Source organism: Allokutzneria sp. A3M-2-11 16 (assembly GCF_024213555.1).
Lineage (GTDB): Bacteria > Actinomycetota > Actinomycetes > Mycobacteriales > Pseudonocardiaceae > Allokutzneria.
Genome location: NZ_JANAVO010000001.1, coordinates 2,316,624 through 2,333,790, shown reverse-complemented (window position 1 = coordinate 2,333,790; position 17,167 = coordinate 2,316,624). Strand labels below are relative to the sequence as shown.

General features: G+C 69.5%; 17 protein-coding genes and 1 tRNA gene. 7 read left to right on the top strand and 11 right to left on the bottom strand.

Features of this window, described 5'->3' with window-relative positions:
* Positions 1–93 precede the first annotated feature (93 nt).
* Entirely contained in the window at positions 94–1,776 is a 1,683-nt protein-coding gene (gene dacB, locus NLX83_RS11655; protein WP_254234844.1) for a D-alanyl-D-alanine carboxypeptidase/D-alanyl-D-alanine endopeptidase, read from the bottom strand.
* A gap of 183 nt (positions 1,777–1,959) precedes the next feature.
* On the opposite strand from dacB, the gene NLX83_RS11650 reads away from it, so the two are divergent.
* Positions 1,960–2,466, top strand: coding sequence for an inorganic diphosphatase (locus NLX83_RS11650; protein WP_254234843.1), 507 nt, complete (start codon positions 1,960–1,962; stop codon positions 2,464–2,466).
* Between the two features lie 67 nt (positions 2,467–2,533).
* Here the strand turns inward: NLX83_RS11650 and NLX83_RS11645 are convergent, their stop codons facing one another.
* From NLX83_RS11645 to NLX83_RS11635, 3 genes are all read right to left on the bottom strand, one after another.
* Complete coding sequence (locus tag NLX83_RS11645; RefSeq protein WP_254234842.1) at positions 2,534–4,222, bottom strand: MDR family MFS transporter; 1,689 nt, start codon at positions 4,220–4,222, stop codon at positions 2,534–2,536.
* A complete protein-coding gene (locus NLX83_RS11640; RefSeq protein WP_254234841.1) occupies positions 4,222–4,749 on the bottom strand; it encodes a MarR family winged helix-turn-helix transcriptional regulator in 528 nt (175 codons plus the stop codon). The genes NLX83_RS11645 and NLX83_RS11640 overlap by 1 nt, the downstream gene beginning before the upstream one ends.
* Before the next feature lie 99 nt (positions 4,750–4,848).
* Positions 4,849–5,238, bottom strand: coding sequence for a MerR family transcriptional regulator (locus tag NLX83_RS11635; RefSeq protein ID WP_308209294.1), 390 nt, complete (start codon positions 5,236–5,238; stop codon positions 4,849–4,851).
* Positions 5,239–5,307: 69 nt separating this feature from the next.
* On the opposite strand from NLX83_RS11635, the gene NLX83_RS11630 reads away from it, so the two are divergent.
* Positions 5,308–5,766, top strand: a complete 459-nt coding sequence (locus NLX83_RS11630; protein ID WP_254234840.1) for a DUF4442 domain-containing protein — start codon at positions 5,308–5,310, stop codon at positions 5,764–5,766.
* A gap of 121 nt (positions 5,767–5,887) precedes the next feature.
* A complete protein-coding gene (locus NLX83_RS11625; protein WP_254234839.1) occupies positions 5,888–6,856 on the top strand; it encodes a peptidoglycan recognition protein family protein in 969 nt (322 codons plus the stop codon).
* Here NLX83_RS11625 and NLX83_RS11620 read toward each other — a convergent pair.
* The gene (locus tag NLX83_RS11620; RefSeq protein WP_254234838.1) at positions 6,833–7,135 is read right to left on the bottom strand and encodes a hypothetical protein; all 303 of its coding nucleotides are present in this window, start codon (positions 7,133–7,135) and stop codon (positions 6,833–6,835) included. The two genes, NLX83_RS11625 and NLX83_RS11620, sit on opposite strands and share 24 nt — an antisense overlap.
* Positions 7,136–7,282: 147 nt before the next feature.
* Positions 7,283–8,416, bottom strand: coding sequence for a winged helix DNA-binding domain-containing protein (locus tag NLX83_RS11615; protein ID WP_254234837.1), 1,134 nt, complete (start codon positions 8,414–8,416; stop codon positions 7,283–7,285).
* 46 nt (positions 8,417–8,462) lie between these two features.
* On the opposite strand from NLX83_RS11615, the gene NLX83_RS11610 reads away from it, so the two are divergent.
* Positions 8,463–8,999 (top strand): MOSC domain-containing protein, encoded by a 537-nt coding sequence (locus NLX83_RS11610; protein WP_254234836.1) that lies wholly within the window; start codon positions 8,463–8,465, stop codon positions 8,997–8,999.
* Positions 8,999–10,006 (top strand): serine hydrolase domain-containing protein, encoded by a 1,008-nt coding sequence (locus tag NLX83_RS11605; RefSeq protein WP_254234835.1) that lies wholly within the window; start codon positions 8,999–9,001, stop codon positions 10,004–10,006. Before NLX83_RS11610 ends, NLX83_RS11605 begins: the two co-directional genes overlap by 1 nt.
* Here NLX83_RS11605 and NLX83_RS11600 read toward each other — a convergent pair.
* From NLX83_RS11600 to NLX83_RS11590, 3 genes are all read right to left on the bottom strand, one after another.
* Entirely contained in the window at positions 9,957–10,253 is a 297-nt protein-coding gene (locus NLX83_RS11600; RefSeq protein WP_254234834.1) for a chorismate mutase, read from the bottom strand. The genes NLX83_RS11605 and NLX83_RS11600 overlap by 50 nt on opposite strands.
* A 37-nt stretch (positions 10,254–10,290) precedes the next feature.
* Complete coding sequence (locus NLX83_RS11595; RefSeq protein ID WP_254234833.1) at positions 10,291–11,886, bottom strand: eCIS core domain-containing protein; 1,596 nt, start codon at positions 11,884–11,886, stop codon at positions 10,291–10,293.
* Positions 11,887–12,019: 133 nt separating this feature from the next.
* Positions 12,020–12,093, bottom strand: a tRNA-Thr gene (locus NLX83_RS11590).
* A gap of 175 nt (positions 12,094–12,268) precedes the next feature.
* Between NLX83_RS11590 and NLX83_RS11585 the strand changes: the two genes are divergently transcribed.
* Positions 12,269–13,708: a hypothetical protein gene (locus tag NLX83_RS11585; RefSeq protein WP_254234832.1), complete on the top strand. Its 1,440-nt coding sequence runs from the start codon at positions 12,269–12,271 to the stop codon at positions 13,706–13,708.
* On the opposite strand, the gene NLX83_RS11580 is transcribed toward NLX83_RS11585, so the two are convergent.
* Positions 13,705–14,907 carry a glycoside hydrolase family 88 protein gene (locus NLX83_RS11580; RefSeq protein ID WP_254234831.1) on the bottom strand — a complete coding sequence of 401 codons (1,203 nt, stop codon included), beginning with the start codon at positions 14,905–14,907 and terminating at the stop codon, positions 13,705–13,707. The genes NLX83_RS11585 and NLX83_RS11580 overlap by 4 nt on opposite strands.
* 286 nt (positions 14,908–15,193) lie before the next feature.
* Between NLX83_RS11580 and NLX83_RS11575 the strand changes: the two genes are divergently transcribed.
* Entirely contained in the window at positions 15,194–15,955 is a 762-nt protein-coding gene (locus NLX83_RS11575) for an SDR family oxidoreductase (protein ID WP_254234830.1), read from the top strand.
* 1 nt (position 15,956) lies between these two features.
* Here the strand turns inward: NLX83_RS11575 and NLX83_RS11570 are convergent, their stop codons facing one another.
* Positions 15,957–17,165 carry a DNA polymerase III subunit delta' gene (locus NLX83_RS11570; protein ID WP_254234829.1) on the bottom strand — a complete coding sequence of 403 codons (1,209 nt, stop codon included), beginning with the start codon at positions 17,163–17,165 and terminating at the stop codon, positions 15,957–15,959.
* Between the last annotated feature and the right edge of the window lie 2 nt (positions 17,166–17,167).

The window sequence follows — 17,167 nt, the reverse complement described above, 5'->3', positions numbered from 1 at the left end:
GTCTTCAACCGCCCCCAACCTCGCGACCGGCCGGGGGTCTGTCGTGGTTAAAGACCGCGGGGATGGGGGTTCGGTGTACTTGAAGACCGGCGGTCAGCGGCAGCCGCACGAGCGCAGGGCGGAGGCCAGCACGTCCAGCGCGGCGCGGGCATCGGCGTTGGCGCCGGTCCCGTTGCCCAGGAACGCGAAGACCAGCAGTTTCCCGTCGTTGTCGGTGACGATGCCCGCCAGGCTGTTGATCCCGTTCAGCGTGCCGGTCTTCGCCCGCACCCACCCCTTGCCGGAGGTCGCCGTGCCCGAGCCGTAGCGCTCGGAGAGCGTGCCGCTGCCGCCCGCGACGGGCAGCCCGGTCAGCAGCGCGCGCAGCTTCGCGGTCCGCTCGGCGTTCTGCCCGGAGGACGGGGCGGCCGCGGCGGCGAGCACGGAGCCGAGGAGCTTCGGCGAGATCTTGTTCTGCGTGGACAGGCCGCTGCCGTCGACCAGGGTGATCCCGGTCAGGTCGAAACCGTTGCGGCTGAGCACGTCGTGCACCGCCTTGGCCCCGCCCGCGAAGGACACCTCGGCGCCGGTGGCCTTGGCGACCTGCCGGGCCATGGCCTCGGCGAGCACGTTGTCCGAGGTCAACAGCAGTGTCTCGACCAGCTGGCGGATCGGCGGCGACTGCACTTCGGCCAGCACCCGCGCGTTCGGCGGCGCCGTGCCCGCGCTCGCGCCACCGGCGACGCCGAGGCGCTCGGCGAGCTTGCCCGCGGCGGACCTGGCCGGGGTGGTGGTCCGCGCGGAGTCGCCGTTGGTGACGACCAGCCGACCGCCGTCGAGCATCACCGGCTCCATCGGCGCCGCGTAGTCGTCGCCCTGGCCGTCCATGTCCAGCCCCATCCAGCCGGGCCCCTTGGTGTCGCCGGTGTAGGCGCTGGTGTCCACGAGGACCTTGCGCACCTGCTGGCCGCCCGTGGCCGCCTTGACCTTCGCGACGAGGTCGTCCAGCTTCGCCGCGCCCGGGTAGAACCCCTTGGCTCCCCCGGAGATCGTGGGATCGCCGCCGCCGACCAGCACGACCGTGCCGGGCTCCGGCCCCTCGACGACCTTCGTGGTCAGCGTTGCCTGCGGGTCCAGCGCCAGGAGCGCGGCCGCGGAGGTGATGATCTTGGCCGTGGACGCCGGGATCATGCCGGTCCCGGCGGCCTTGTCCCACAGCACGTCACCGCTCGCCGGGTCGACGACGGTTCCGCCGAGCGTGCCCAGCACCGCCGCCGCGGCCGGACCGGACAGCGCGGCGGAGACACCCTGCTTGGTGGGACCGGGCCCCTGCGAACCCAGCGGCCTGAGCGCGGCACGGACCTGCGCGGGCGGAGCGGGCGCGGTGGTGGGGTCCTCGACGACGCCCCCGAGGCCGACCGCGCGGAGCACCTGCGGCCCGTAGAACACACCGCCGACGGCCAATCCCGCCACCACGACGAGAGCGGTCAGCACGAGCGCGACCCGGCGCCCCTTCTTCTTCGCCGGTGGCGCGTCCTCGGCTGTGTCTTCGGTCACGGGCGGCTCGGCCGCGACGGCCGCCGGGGCCGCCTCCTCGGGCTTGCGCGCGGGCACCGTGGGGCCGACCGGGAACACCTGGGGCTGGGGATTGCCCGGCGGGACCGGGCCGACCCGCATCGGCTGAGGTCGTTGCATGCGAACCGTTGCCTGGTCGAGGCCCGGGCTCGGCGGCTGCTGCAGCTTCCGCGTCGGTTCCTCCGGCGCGTCCCCGCCCTTCGGCTGTCCAGCGTCGGACACCGGGCCCTCCCCGTGCGGCGTCGTGAGTGAACACGAGCAATGTCACCCAAAAAGAAAAGTCACACAGTGGACGTCCCACTCGGATGCGGGTTCGGTGCGACTCTTGGTTCACACTAGACGCGTCTTGACATGGCCGTGCGGCACCGCCCTCGGTCGAGCACACATCAACGAGCGAGGAAGAGCGTGGAGTTCGACGTCACGATCGAGATCCCCAAGGGCAACCGGAACAAGTACGAGGTGGACCACAAGACCGGTCGCATCCGTCTGGACCGCACCCTGTTCACGGCCACGCAGTACCCGGCTGACTACGGCTTCGTGGACAACACGCTCGGTGAGGACGGGGACCCGCTCGACGCGCTCGTGCTCGTCCAGGAGCCGACCTTCCCGGGCTGCCTGATCCGCGCCCGCGCGATCGGCATGTTCCGGATGACCGACGAGAAGGGTGGCGACGACAAGGTCCTCTGCGTCCCGGCGGACGACCCGCGGACCGAGCACCTGCGCGACATCCACCACCTGAGCGAGTTCTACCGCCTGGAGATCCAGCACTTCTTCGAGGTCTACAAGGACCTGGAGCCGGGCAAGAGCGTCGAGGGCGCGACCTGGGTCGGCCGCACCGAGGCCGAGGCCGAGATCAAGCGGTCCTACGACCGCGAACTCGCCCGCCTGGCCGAGCACGGCGACGAGCACTGAGGAACCAGCACGAAGGGCGCTCCCGGAGATCCGGGGGCGCCCTTCGCGTTGTGGTGGGAACTGCCTGTCAGTGCGCTGCGGCGGCGCGGGCCTCGGCGGCCCTCGCCTGCATGCCGGACTGGGTGGACAGCGGCTTCTCCTTGAGGAACCAGATCAGGATGAAGGCACCGACCATCACCATGGCGCCGGTGAAGAACACCGTGTCCATGGCGCTGGAGAACCCGTCGAGGAACGGACGGGCCAGCCTCGGGTCGAGGTGGTTGAGGAACGTCGTGTCGTCCAGGGACGGCACGGGACCGGCCCCGCCGCCCTGCATCATCTGCAGCACCGGCCGGTTGGCCGGATCGGCCAGCACCGCCGGGTCGGTGAGCGCGGCGCGGAAGTCCGCCGAGCCCGCCGCCACCCGGAAGGAGGCGGCGATCCGGTCACCGACCACCCCGAAGAGCACCGACAGGAAGGCCGCCGCGCCGATGGTGCCGCCCATCTGCCGGAAGAACGTCGCCGACGCGGTGGCCACGCCCATGTCCGAGGGCGGGACGTCGTTCTGCACCGCGAGGACCAGGGTCTGCATGCACAGGCCGAGGCCCGCGCCCATCAGCACCATCACCGCGGAGGTCAGCCACAGCGGGGTGTCGACGCCGATACCGCTCCAGATCAGCATCGCCACGATCATCGACGCGATGCCGATGATCGGGAACGCCTTGTAGCGCCCGGTCCGCGACGTCATGACGCCGCTGACGGCGGAGGCCACCATGATCCCGAAGGTCAACGGCAGCATCAGCAGACCGGCCTCGGTGGGCGAGGCGCCCTTGACGATCTGCATGTACAGCGGCAGCGAGAGCAGGCCGCCGAACATGCCGATGCCGACGATGAAGTTGAGCGCGTTGCCGACGCTGAACACCGAGCTGCGGAACAACCGCAGCGGCAGCAGCGCCTCGTCGCCCGCACGCCGCTCGGCGAGGATGAACGCCACGATGCCGATGACGGAGAGCGCGATCAGGCTCAGCGACGCGGCTGAGGTCCAGCCCCACACGCGGCCCTGCTCCGCGACGACGAGCAACGGGACCAGGCCGAGCGACAGGGTCGCGGCGCCAAGGTAGTCGACCCGGTGGTCGACGCGGGTGTGCGGGATGTTGAGCACCCGGCTGACCACGACGAGCGCGACGATGCCGACCGGGATGTTGATCAGGAAGACCCAGCGCCAGCCTTCGATGCCGAGGAAGTCGTTCAGCCCGGCGAAGAACCCGCCCGCGACCGGGCCGAGCACGCTGGACGTGCCGAAGACGGCCATGAAGTAGCCCTGGTACCGGCTGCGCTCCCGCGGCGGCACGATGTCCGCCAGGATCGCGAAGGCCAGCGACATCAGGCCACCTGCGCCGAGTCCCTGCACGGCGCGGGCCCCCGCCAGCTCGTACATGTTGGACGCGATACCGCACAGTGCCGAGCCGATCAGGAAGATCGAGATCGCCGCCAGGTACATCGGGCGGCGGCCGTAGATGTCGGAGAGCTTGCCGTAGATGGGCGTGGAGATGGTGGCGGTGATCAGGTACGCGGTGGTCGCCCACGCCTGGATGGTCTGACCGTGCAGCTGGTCGGCGATGGTGCGCATCGCGGCCGAGACGATCGTCTGGTCCAGCGCTGCGAGCAGCATGCCGAGCAGCAGCCCGGAGAGCACGACGAGGACCTGCCGGTGGCTGAGTCCTCCGTCGGAGTCCTCCGCGGGCGACGCCGCGGCGCGCGTTGCGGATTCGGACATCAGTGGTTCCCCTCTTCCGAGCTCCCCTGGCGGTTGAGCTCGGCGATTGCGATGGGCAGGTATTCCTCGTAGTCGGTTGCGAAGCGCCCCAGCAGCTCCGCGAACAGCTGACGGTCCCGGGCCGCCCAGTCCGCGACCATCCCCGCGATGGCCTCGTTCCGGCGGCTGCGGTGCACCCGCAGCAGTTCGAGCCCGGCGTCGGTCGCGGCGAGCAGCGTCGCCCGCCCGTCGACCGGGTCGGCCCGGCGTTCCACGAGGCCGTCCTTGACGAGTTGCGCGACCTGGCGGCTGATGGTGGACGGGTCGGAGTGCACGGCCTCGGCGAGCGCGCTCGACCGGGTCGGCCCCTGTCCGACGAGGGTGGCCAGCAGGATGAACGAGGACTTGTCCATCCCGCCGTTCCTGGAGGCGTGGCCCGCGATGCAGGCCTGGACCCGGTTGAGCCGGACCAGTGCCGTGCCGAGCGCGTCGGCGATCGCCAGGTCGGTCGCGGTCGGCGCCGCCGTGTCGGTCGCGGAAGTAGTCACGCTTGCCCTCGCTTGATTGCATCAGCCAACTAGTTGCTGGGTACAAGCATGCGATGCACCAGGTTCTCTTAGCAACTGAAATATGCTGTGGGAGAACTCTCACCCACGCGAAGTGACTCGCTCGTCACTCCGCGCAGCCGCGATGACCTCGCTCAGCAGGCCGCGCGAGTGGTTCAGCGCGGCGATCTCCCGGTCGATGCGCAGGCGCTGCGCGGACAGGTCCTCGACGAGTCCGGCGCACGGCACGACGCGCGGCCCGTCGATCCGCATGCACGGCAGCATCCGGGCGATCGTCTCGGTGTTCAGCCCGGCGGCGAGCAGCGAGCGGATCACGCACACCGTGCGCTCGGCTTCGCCGTCGTACTCGCGGTAGCCGTTCCCCTTGCGCACGGAGACCAGCAGCCCCTGGCGCTCGTAGTACCGCAGCGAGCGCGGGCTGACCCCCGTGCGCTCGGACAGCTCTCCAATCAGCACTTCGCCGTCAACCACGGACCGCAGGCCGGGCATTCCCGAACAGGCCCTGGTCAACGCTTGTTACTCACGAGTAATCTCCGTGGCATGAGCGTGGACACCAGCCAGGTTGGCGAGATGATGCGACAGATCGTTCCGTGGGTGCGCAGCGCGGGCATCCAGTTCGTCGAGGCGGGGCCGGAGAAGGTGGTCGTCGAGCTGCCGGACCTGGAGGACAACCGCAACCACGTCGGCGGGCCGCACGCGGCCATGATGTTCGGCGCCGCCGAGACCGCGTCGGGTGCCCTGGTCGCGGCCGCCTTCATCGAGCAGCTGGCCATCGCGACGCCGCTGCCGACCAAGGGCGAGATCACCTACGCGAAGCTCGCGCTGGGACGGCTCACCGCCACCGCCGTGCTCGGCAGGCCCGCCGCGGACGCCGTCGCGGAACTGGAGGCCGGCATCCGTCCTGACGTGCCCGTACACGTGACGATCAGCAACGCCGAAGGGCTGGAGACCGGGCGCCTGGACATCGTCTGGACCCTGAAACCGCACGCGAAGGACTGAGCGGGAACTCCAGGCAACTTCGGGAGAACGTCAGCCAACCGGAGGTATACCCCGTTTCTTCTCCACCACCAGACTGGATCACGAGCGGACCGCACCGGCCAGGTTTCTGGAGGTGATACCCGTGGCCTACTCGCTGACCTGGATGCCCGGCGTCCTGCGCGAAGCCGGCCTGAACGTGGTGGAGATCGGCGGCTGGCAGAACCGGGGGCACGGCAACTTCTCCGGGACCCGGGGTGTGCTCCTGCACCACACCGCGGGCCCGGCCAGCGGAAACTTCCCTTCGCAGAACGTCCTCGTGAACGGCCGTCCCGGCCTGGCGGGCCCCCTGTGCAACCTCGGCCTCGGACGGGACGGCACCTGGTTCGTCGTCGCGGCGGGCCTGGCCTACCACGCGGGAGCCGGCTACGTGTCGTGGTGCGGAAGGGACAACGGAAACAACCATCTGATCGGCGTCGAGGCGGAGTCCACCGGGCGGGGTGACTGGACCTCGGCGCAGCACGAGTCGTACCCGCGCGGCGTCGCCGCACTGCTCAGCCACGTCGGGCTGGGACCGGAACGCGCGCTGGCACACAAGGAATGGGCCCCCGGCCGCAAGATCGACCCAGCCGGCTGGCCCGGCGACATGGGTGGCTTCCGGGGCTCCGTCGGGGAATGGATGGAGGGTGGCATGCCAAGCCCAGAGGAGATCGCCACGGCGGTGTGGAGCCACATCCTGGCGCAGCCGGACCAACCGGAGAACAAGCAGGCGGCCTGGGTGTGGATGACCTACGCCAACGTCGCGGCCTGGCGGGCGGCGGACGCCCTGCCCCAGCTGCCCGCCGCGATGTGGAACCAGGTGCTGGACAACCCGGACGACCCGAACGTCAAGCACGCGGCCTGGGTCTGGCTGACCTACGCGAACCTCGCGGCGTGGAAGGCGGCCGGACAGCCCAACCAGCCATCGGAGATCAAGGATCCGGACATCAACAAACGATTGGCGAACGCGGCGGCCGACACCGTGCAGCAGCGGCGGGCGGACCTCACCGACGAACAGCTCGCGGCCGTGGTGCGGGCGGCACAGGAGGAGCTAGACCGCCGCAAGGCCGCCTGACACGATCGGCGTCCCGATCCGGACGGCGTCGGCGAACTCGCGCCCGGAGTGACCGGGCGCGCGGAAGCACAGGACGGTGCCCGCGGTGTTGATCGTGACGGTGAGGCCGAGCCAGCCGCCGGTCACGACGCTGGCGATCTGCGGGTAGAACACGGAGATCGCCCAGCCACCGCGGGCCACCGCGACCAGCCGCTTCGTCGTGGCCGCGAGCAGCACGTCGCCGATGCCCGGCGACAGGCCCGCGGTCACGGCGCGGATGCGCTCATCGCGCGTCAGCATGGTCTCCAGGGGATGGGCGAGGGGTCCGTGCCGCGACCGTCTCCGGCGCGACATGACGGAGAGTGGCTCCGCGAGGTCTGAACGCATGCCGGGGAGTGTTCGCCGTCACACTTTTGGCGGCTATCAGCCATTTGGATGCTTTACCGGTCATGTAACGAGGACGTGCCAGCTCTTGGCGCGAGGATGCAGCACGCGCACCAGCCGCTCCCCCTCCGCGTCCAGCTCCCGCTTCGCGGCCTTGGTGATCTTGCCGAACGCCTGGAGCGTCAGCGCGGCCTCGCCCCGTTTGACCTCGCTCCCCCAGAGCCCGGCGACGAGGCCGTCCACCAGGAACGTCGGCAGCACCCGCAGGTTCGCCTTCATGTAGACGGCCGCCTTGTACTCGTCAGGCAGGACGCGTTGCCGTCGTTTTGCTTCGTACGCAAGCAGAACACTGTCGAAGGGCGCCAGAAACCGCGCCGGTGCAACGGTTTCCGCGTCCGGCCTCGGCGACTCGGGGAGATCGTAGAGCGTTCGTCCGGCTTCGTCGGTGAACCGCAGAAGATCTCCTTGCGCTTCAAGGACTTTCCGCACCGGTGGCACCTTCCAGCCCATCCAGTAGGCCGTGTCCTCCGCGGTGATCGGGCCGAAAGCCCTTATGTGACAACGCACAACTGTCTCAAGTGCTTCGGTGCTCCCAGGCCCCTCCCCAGGCGGGCACGGCGCTTTGCGAAAGGCTTCCGGCGTCCGGCCACCCCACTCCCCCTTCGCGGGCCAGCGCATGAAGTCGCTCGTCGCTCGGAACGGCCTCCACTTGTGATCACGTTGGAACTGCGCCTCTTCGTCGGCGATGACGCCGGGGTTGGCGCTCAGCCAGTCCTCAATGAACACACAGGTCTCTTCAACCGTGCGCGTGACGCCATCAGTGAACCCGCGCAGCGCTTTTCGGAGTTCGTCTGCCCTCGGCGAGGATTCGGCCTTGGTGCGCTGCCACGTGTTGAGGCCGCCGTCTTGCACGACCATCGAGTACGCCGGTTGCTCGCGCGCGGTCACGGCATGCAGCGTGCCGCGCAGGAACTGCCCGGCAACCAGCTCCTGTCGCTCGAACGCGCCGTACAGGTCCTCGGACTCGAAGTCGTGCACCCGCGACCACAGCGCGACCGGCAACGCGCCCCACTGCTGCGCCTGAAGCGCTCCGATGGCCTCGACGACCTCGGTCAACGGCGCGCGCCGCCGCTCCAGCAGCCCTTGGCGGGCCAGCAGTGCGCGATTTTGTTCGACCAACGAGAGCCGTTCACCCATGCTGGGGAAGTTAGTCCCGCCCACCGACACTCGCCGGAGGAACTTGATGCACGTCGCCGCTGTCAGCCGCAACGCCACGTACTCGTTCAGCAAGCCGAACCGCGAGTCGATCACGCTCGTCGCGGGGCTCGGAGTCGACGGCGACGTGCACATGGGCGAGACGGTCAAGCACCGCTCGCGCGTTGCCCGCGACCCCAACCAGCCGAACCTCCGGCAGGTCCACCTCATGCACAGCGAACTGCACGCCGAGTTGGCCGACGCCGGGTACACGGTCGGCCCCGGGGATCTTGGCGAGAACATCACGACCAGCGGTATTGATCTGCTCGACCTGCCCACCGGCACGCTTCTGCACCTTGGGGCAAACGCGGTGGTGCGGGTGACCGGACTCCGCAACCCTTGCGTCCAGATCGACCGGTTCCAGAAGGGCGTCCTGCCCGCGGTGCTGGACCGAGACGAGAACGGCGATGTCGTGCGCAAAGCAGGAATCATGAGCGTTGTGGTGACGGGCGGCGAAGTTCGGCCCGGCGACGAGATCCGGGTGGAACTCCCCGCCCAGCCCCACGAGCGTTTGGAACCGGTCTGATGTCCTTTGACGTGATCGACGCTTTGGCCGCGGAGAAGGACTTCTCCGGCGTCGTCTCCGTGAGCCGCGGTGATTCGGTCGAGTTCGCCAAGGCGTACGGCCTCGCGCACCGCGGCTTCGGCATTCCCAACGAGCTCGACACGCGCTTCGCGATTGCCAGTGGCACCAAGGGTTTCACGGCCTTGGCCGTCGTCGGCCTCATCGCTGACGGCGTTCTCGACCTCACCACTACGGCGCGTTCAGTGCTCGGGGACGACCTCCCGCTCATCGACTCCGCGGTGACGGTCGAGCACCTCCTGGCGCACCGCTCCGGCATCGGTGACTACTTCGACGAGGACGCGGGCGGAGAGATCACCGATTACGTGTTGCCGGTGCCCATGCACGCGCTCGCGACCACCGAGGACTACCTCGCGGTGCTCGACGGCTTCCCCACGAAGTTCCCGCCCGGCACGCAGCTCGCCTACTGCAACGGCGGTTACGTCGTACTCGCGCTCATCGCGGAGCGCACGAGCGGTGTCCCCTTCCACGACCTGGTGCGATCACGCATCTGCAAACCAGCGAACATGTGCGACACCGAGTTTTTGCGGTCCGACGAACTCCCTGGGCGCACCGCTTTGGGCTATCTCCACACCGACGGGCTGCGCACGAACGTCCACCACCTGCCCGTGCGGGGCACCGGAGACGGCGGGATCTACTCGACCATCGCCGACTTCCGCGCGTTCTGGCCCGCTCTGTTCGAGGGTCGGATCGTGCCTGAGCCATGGGTTTCGCAGATGGTGCGCCCGCACAGTTCCGCATCGTCCCTGAGGTGCGGCCTCGGTTTCTGGATGTACTCGTCGGGGGACTTCGTCAGGTTGGAGGGCTATGACGCCGGTGTTTCGTTCCGCAGCGTCCACTCCCCCGGCTCGGGCCTCACGTACACCGTGATCTCCAACAGCTCGGAAGGCGCCTGGCCCATCACCCGCGCGCTCGACGAACTCCTGATTGATCCATTTCTAGGTCGATGAAGGCCGCGATCATCGCCCGCCACACCGCTTCGGCAACGGCGGGCTCCAGCCCTTCTCTTTCCGCGCGCTCACGTGCCAACGCGACCACCTGCTCCACCCGGGCAGGCGCGCGCACCGCTTGCTCGTCGACCTTGAACGCCGCAGCCGCCCGCACGAGGACCTGACGATCGGCCAACAGACGGATCAGTTCGGCGTCCAGTGCGTCGATGCGCTCACGAACCTCGGCAAGCGACTTCGGCTCAGTCACAACAAGATCCTCGCACGCGCCTCGCCTGAAACGCCTGTCAGCGCACGCGAGTAGCGAGCTTGAGCATCTGGGGCAGGGTCCGTCCTTCGACGAGGAACGCCGTGATCAGTTCTCCCGAGACGGGACTGAAGCAGACCGCGAAGTATCTGCCTTCAACGCGAGCGAGATGCACCAATGCTTCCTTGGGTCCTTTGAGCACCCAGGGAACAAGCACGGTGCTACGCATGCCTTGTTCGATCAGAGCCCGCCACTGGGTCATATGCGTCGTCTTGGAGACTTGCCGCCCGAACCAGTCGGCCGCGTGCTTGCTGAAGGAGTGGTCGAGTGCTTCGGGGGTGATCCGCCGAACCAGACCCGCGCTCTCCTGGAGCACCTTGCGGCTTGCCTTCTTCAGCAGCGCGCGGTGCATCCACCGCATTTTCAGCAACGCCCGGTAACTCAGGATTATCCCGGCGGCAGCGGGCTTCTTGGTGACCGCCTTGGCGCCGATCTTTCCGACGACACCGGCGCCTGCTTTGACCGCGCCACCCGGTGTCGGCAGCAGGTCGATCGGGTCGGCGACCGGCGCCTCCAGTCCCTTCTCGGCCATGTCGACGGCGTTCCCGGCGCGATCGAGAAAGCGGGAGACGCCGGTGGTGGCGTGTTGCCGGTAGCCGATCGGTTCGCGAGACTCCGGGTCGAGCACCACGCCGTTGATCAGACCCGGCTGCTCACGCAGCAGGTACTCGAACTCGCTGAGCGTGGCATCACCGGTTTCCTCATTGCCCTCCTTTTCTCCTTGGGAGCGACTGGAAGATCCAGGACGCCAACCGGGAGGCGGATCGACCACCGTGACAGGAACCGAGCGGGCGTTGTCGGCCGGAGACAACCGCGGTTCCTCATCGGTTTCTCGCGCCGATGCCGAGACGCGGTCGCTCTCGTTGAACTCCCGGAGATCGAGGTGGTACCAGGAACGTTCGCGGAGAAACCGGAGATCGGGCTCCAGTCGCGCTCCGCCGTCGTGCCGGAGTTCGATCCGGATGTGCTTGTCATCGCCTGCGAGGACATTCACGTCGTGGGCGGGATTCTTGCCGGTGAAGATCACCCGCGCGGCGGGCTCCCCGGCCACCCGGATCACCAACTGCTCCGGGCTCTGCTCGACCGTGATCTCCGGCGCGGCGGCAGTGTCCTGCCGAGCGGGCTTGCGCCGCACCATCGGGGCCGCGACAGAAAGCGCTCCGCCCGAGTCGGCTTGGCGTTCCGCAGCGCAATCAGGTGCCCCGACCATGGGCGTGCCTGTGCCCGAGGCTCCCCGGTGCTGCACGACATGAGCGAGTTCGTGGCTGAGCAGTTCACGTCCTCGCGTTGTCGCCGGACTGAACCGCGAGGCGCCGAAGACGATGTGCCGCCCGACTGTGAACGCTTCCGCGGACACCGATTCGCTGGAGCGGGCGGCGAGGTCGTCGGTGTGCACGCGAACCTGGCTGAAGTCGAATCCGAAGCGGGGTCCGAACTCGGCGCACAGGTCAGCGGGCAACGGACTGCCCGGGGTGGCGAGCACGTCTTGCACCACCATCGGAGCAGGTCCCGCACGGTCGGCCGGAATCACCGCCTTGCTGGGGGCGGTGCTCCTGCGCACGCGGTGGAAGGACATGGGCCCATGGTCGACCGTCACCGGGGCGAACGACGCTTTCCGGAACAGGTCCGCCCTCGACGATGCCCGTTGGTGAACTCGCCAGAAAACGAACCAGGGCGCTTCCACTGGGGAAGCGCCCTGGTCCTCGCTGAGCCGCCTAAGGGAATCGAACCCTTGACCTACGCATTACGAGTGCGTCGCTCTGGCCGACTGAGCTAAGGCGGCGAGGCGAGATCAGTGTAGCGGGCGAGCGGGCGACCTCCGAACAGGTATCCCACATGCCGATCTAGCTGCGGCGATCAGGAACGGCGGCATGACGCGTCACCCTTCCGATACCTCGGTCGTTGAGCAGAGCGTGGTGCCCTGCGTCACACCATGTCCGCGAGGAGGACGCCCGCCGATGCCTGCCCGCCGATTACCCGTCGCCATCGCTCTGCTGCTCACCGCGCTCAGCGCCGCACCAGCGCTCGCCGTCCCGACGACGCCGGTACCCACCCCGGTCGACCCCAACCAGCCGCCGTTCACCAATCCCAACCCGACGCCGCAGCCGGGACCGATCATCGGTGACGCGGGCGCGGGGCTCGGCCTGATCAGGGTGCTGCCGGGCTCGGTGCAGACGAGCGCGCCCGGGCTGACCGACGAGCAGGAGAAGAAGCTGCCCAAGCAGGCGGCGGGCGAGTTCGGGGTGGGCCTGGCCATCGCGCAGGGCAACTCGCACGCGGTCTACGCGCACGACCGGGCCATCGCGGAGTCCTCGCCGTTCGGGTTCGCGCTCGGCGGGCGGGCGCCCAGGACGCCCGGAGCGCTGGCGCAGACGGCGAGTCCGGACAACGCGAAGCCGACGGTCGGCGGGCTGACGCCGCCCGCGAACCCGGTGCTCAACGTCGGCCTGGTTGAAGGTTCGGTGCACGCGCGGTGGGACGAGCGGCTCGGCCCCTGCGTCGAGCCGATCGCCGACGCGAAGACCTCGGTGGCGAGCCTGTCCGCGATCAACACGATCCCTTCGCTGCCAAGGGTTTTGGACCTCAGCTCGATTGCGGCGGGCAAGGCCGACTTGATCGACGCGGCCAAGCGGCTGGGCGCTCCGCTGAGCCAGCTCGGCGGGCTGCTCTCGGCCAACGGCTCGCTGGTGCGGCTGCCGGAAACGATGAGCGCGCACTCCACCGTGCGACTGGTGGACGTTCCCGGCCAAACCGGAAAAGCGGTCAGCTCGGTCTCGACGGTGCAGCTCGCGAGCATCCAGGTGCTCGCGGGGACACCGCAGGAGATCCGGGTCGACGTGGTCAGCAAACCGACGCTGACGGCGTTGTCCACCGGCGACGCCAAGACGTCCAAGGTCAGCTACACCGCGCCCGTGCTGCGGGTGTCGCAGAGCGGCAAGACGCTCGGCACCCTTGACGCGGCCAACCCCAAGCTGGATGTTCCGGTGGGGATTCCCTTGCCGGGCTTGGGTGATCTGCGCAAGCTCGACATCGGTGTGCTGCGGTTGCAGGTGGGCCAGCTCAAGGAGAAGCGCGACGGCAGCTCGGTCGGAGCGGTCGCGAGGCTGATGGACCTGCAACTGCTGCCGACCGACGCGCTGCCGTTGCCGGGGCTCCCGGCCGCGCTCGCTCAGGTCTCCTTCGGCGAACAGGTCGCCCGCGCGTCCGCGCCGCCAGGTGGAGTGGTGTGCAAGGCGATCACGCCGACCAACAGCTCGCCAGAGCCCCAAGGCTCACCGCCCGGCCCCGCGCTGGCGTACACCAACGCGGCCTACCAGACAGTGCCCCTGTTCTGGACAGGAACGTTCTTGCTGCTGATCGGCGTGATCATCGTGGCGGCCCTGCCGAACCGGACTTAGAGACCGATCGCCGCGGCGAGTTCAGTGGGACGGAACAGCCTCAGCAACGCCTCCACGTAGTAGTAGTCGCCGTAGGGCAACGAAACCTCGATGCCGCCTTCGGCTCCGCGGTGGCGGGTTCCGCGCGCGACGATCGCTTCGGCTCGTGTCGATTTCGTGGTGAGGCACGTATCCGTGATCGCGTTGAGCACCGACACCGCCGTGTCGCGGTAGCGGTTGTTGCCGGTGATCTTGGCGAGGTCCAGCAGGGCGCACGCGGTGATCGCGCCCGCCGACGAGTCCCGGATGTCGTGGGGTGAGTACGGCGAGCGGTAGTCCCAGATCGGCACCGGGTCGGTGCGCAGGTACGGCAGCACGTGGTCGGCCAGCTTCGTCGCCACGTCGAGGAACTCGCGCTGCCCCGTCCGCCGGTAGACCGTGGTGAACCCGTACATCCCCCAAGCCTGACCGCGCGACCAGCAGGAGGTCGGGCTGTAGCCCTGCACGGTGTTCGGGCCGATCGGGGCTCCGGTGGCCGGGTCGAAGTCGTAGACGTGCGGGGTCGAACCGTCCGGGCGGAGGAAGTGCTTCGCGGTCGTCCTGGCGTGCTCGACGGCGATGGCGGAGTACTTGGCGTCCCCGGTTTCCTTGCTGGCGAAGAACAACAGGTCCAGGTTCATCATCGTGTCGATGATGACGCGGCCCGCGTTGCCGGGGTCGTTGATGTGCCCCCACGCGCGGATGAACCGGCCCTTGGTGTTGTACCGCCGGATCAGCGAGTCCGACGCCTGGATCGCGCCGTCGCGCCACTCGCGCTCACCGGTGAGCCGGTAGGCGGTCACCCACGACGGGTAGAACAGGAAACCCAGGTCGTGCGTGCCCAGGTCGGTGCGGCGCGGGGCCAGGCGCCGGGCCGACTCCTCCGCGAGCCGCCGGAACAGCGGGTCCTTGCTCTCCAGGTGCGCCAGCCAGAGCAGGCCGGGCCAGAAACCGCCCACCCAGCCGCCGCTGTCGGTGTAGATCCACTTCTCGAACTTCGTCTCCTCAGGGAACCGGCTGATCCCGGGCGCCACCGCGCGCAGCTTGCGCACGGCGTAGTCGAGCCCGTCACGCAGGGCCCTCGGCCCGGCCTGGGCGGTCCCACCGGCCAGCGGTAGGCCGCCGATGGCCGCCGCCGCGGCCGCTCCGCCGAGGACCAGCCTCCTGGAAAGCGCTGTCATCACTGCCCTTTCGTCGCGGCGGCGGCTTTGGGGCGGAAATGGGGGAGTCGCGAGACGGCTTCGCAAGCCTTGTTCCGCCGGGCGGAACGTAGTTCCATGTGCTGCGGAGGACATCGTGGCACCGACCGCCGGGTGTGCGGAATAGGCCACCGGGCGGAACCCAGGCTTGACCGGAGGCAGCGCATGGCGGTACGGCACGGCCGGATCAGCTTTCCTTTCACACTGGTGAAATCCCCCGCTCCCTGCTCCACAGTGGACCAGGTCGCGGCGCCGGTGGGAGTCCACAGTGGACGTTGCTGAGCTGTTCTCGCTCCGCGGCCGCACCGCGCTGGTGACCGGGGCCCGCACCGGCATCGGCAGGGCCGTGGCCATCGGGCTCGGCGCCGCGGGGGCGGACGTGGTCCTGCTCGGCCGGACCGACGACCTGGACGAGGTGGAGACCGAGGTCAGGGCCACCGGGGCGGACACGACCCGGCTGGTGCTGGACCTGAGCGACCCCGACGCGGTCCGCCCGGCCATCACCTCGCTGCTCGCCAAGCGGCAGATCGACGTGCTGGTGAACAACGCCGGGATGATCCACCGCGAGCCCGCGGCCGAACTGGGCCTCGACCAGTGGCGGCGGGTGCTGTCGGTGAACCTGGACTCGGCGTTCGCGCTGGCCCAGGCGGTCGGCAGGCCGATGCTGGCGCGGGGTCGCGGGAAGATCATCAACATCGCGTCGCTGCTGAGCTTCCAGGGCGGCATCCTGGTCTCCGGCTACACCGCGAGCAAGCACGCGCTGGCCGGCCTGACCAAGGCGCTGTCCAACGAGTGGGCCGAGCGCGGCGTCCAGGTCAACGCCATCGCTCCCGGCTACATCCGGACGAACAACACCGCTCCGCTGCTGGTGGACCCGGTGCGCGAGCCCGCGATCCGCTCCCGCATCCCGGCGGGCCGCTGGGGCGAGCCGGGCGACGTCGTCGGCGCCGCGGTGTTCCTGGCGTCCTCGGCCTCGGACTACGTCAACGGGCACACCCTGGTCGTGGACGGCGGCTGGCTCGGCCGCTAGATCAACCCCGGTGCAGCGAGGTGAGCATCGCCTCGATCGCGATGCGGGGTTTGACGTTCTGCCCCAACGCTTCCCGGCACTGCAGGACCGCCTCGAGCCGCCGGAGCGCCGAGTCGGCGCTCCACTCCGCCGCGGCCGTCCGCACATCGGCGGCCCGGTCGGGGTGGTTCAGCGTGACCTCGGCGCGCATCGAGGCGGTCAGCACGTCGCGGTAGAACCCGATGAGGTCGATCAACGCCAGGTCCAGCGCGTCCCGCTGGGTCCGCGTCGCCCGCGACTTCTGCCGCTTCTCCAGGTCCCGCAGCGCCGCCTTGGCCCCGCGCTCCGCCGCGGCGACACCGCGCCCGGTGCCACCGAAGCCCATCGCGGTCTTCAGCGCTTCCTTCTCCGCCTCGTCCCGCGTCTCGCTGACCGCGCTCGCCTCGGCCTCCGCGGACTTCACCAGGTCGTCCGCCTTGGTGAAGACGTCGCCGAGCCTGCGCAGGCCCAACGGGATGCTCAGCACCGACTCCCGCCGCGACCGCGCCTCGGGGTCCGTCGCGAGCCGCTGCGCGCGGCCGATGTGACCGGCGCTGACCGAAGCCGCCCACGAGGCCATGTCCTCCGGCACGCCGTGGTGCTCCTGGAGGACCTGCGCGATCGCCCAGGCTGGCGGCGTGCGCAGGCTCAACGCCCGGCACCGCGAACGGATCGTCACCGAGATGTCCTCGGGGTGGTCCGACGGCGCGCACAACAGGAACACCGTGCGCTCCGGCGGCTCCTCGATCACCTTGAGCAGCGCGTTCGACGCGCCTTCGGTGAGCCGGTCCGCATCGGAGATGATCACCACCTGCCAGCGGCCCGCGGTCGGCCTGCGCGCGGAGATCTGCACCAGCGCGCGCATCTCCGCCACCGCGATGGACAGCCCTTCCGGCGCCACCACGCGCACGTCCGGGTGGGTACCGGCGAGCACCGTGCGGCACGCCTGGCACTCGCCGCAGCCCGGGACATCGCCCCACCCCGCCGACGAGCACTGGAGCGCCGCCGCGAACGCCCTGGCCGCCGTGGTCCGCCCCGAACCGGGCGGGCCGGTGAACAGCCAAGCGTGGGTCATCGCACCGGGGGTGACGGGCCGTCCGGACACCAGCTCGTCGGCCGCGCGCGCCGCCGCACCGAGCACGGCCACCGCCTCCGGCTGGCCGACCACCTCGGCCCACACTCCGGTGCTCACGT

Bases quoted from the DNA above. Each gene is read 5' to 3' on its own strand.
- NLX83_RS11645 (WP_254234842.1), bottom strand. From the start codon at position 4,222: ATGTCCGAATCCGCAACGCGCGCCGCGGCGTCGCCCGCGGAGGACTCC.
- NLX83_RS11630 (WP_254234840.1), top strand. From the start codon at position 5,308: ATGAGCGTGGACACCAGCCAGGTTGGCGAGATGATGCGACAGATCGTT.
- NLX83_RS11620 (WP_254234838.1), bottom strand. From the start codon at position 7,135: ATGCTGACGCGCGATGAGCGCATCCGCGCCGTGACCGCGGGCCTGTCG.
- NLX83_RS11615 (WP_254234837.1), bottom strand. From the start codon at position 8,416: ATGGGTGAACGGCTCTCGTTGGTCGAACAAAATCGCGCACTGCTGGCC.
- NLX83_RS11610 (WP_254234836.1), top strand. From the start codon at position 8,463: ATGCACGTCGCCGCTGTCAGCCGCAACGCCACGTACTCGTTCAGCAAG.
- NLX83_RS11605 (WP_254234835.1), top strand. From the start codon at position 8,999: ATGTCCTTTGACGTGATCGACGCTTTGGCCGCGGAGAAGGACTTCTCC.
- NLX83_RS11595 (WP_254234833.1), bottom strand. From the start codon at position 11,886: ATGTCCTTCCACCGCGTGCGCAGGAGCACCGCCCCCAGCAAGGCGGTG.
- NLX83_RS11585 (WP_254234832.1), top strand. From the start codon at position 12,269: ATGCCTGCCCGCCGATTACCCGTCGCCATCGCTCTGCTGCTCACCGCG.
- NLX83_RS11580 (WP_254234831.1), bottom strand. From the start codon at position 14,907: ATGACAGCGCTTTCCAGGAGGCTGGTCCTCGGCGGAGCGGCCGCGGCG.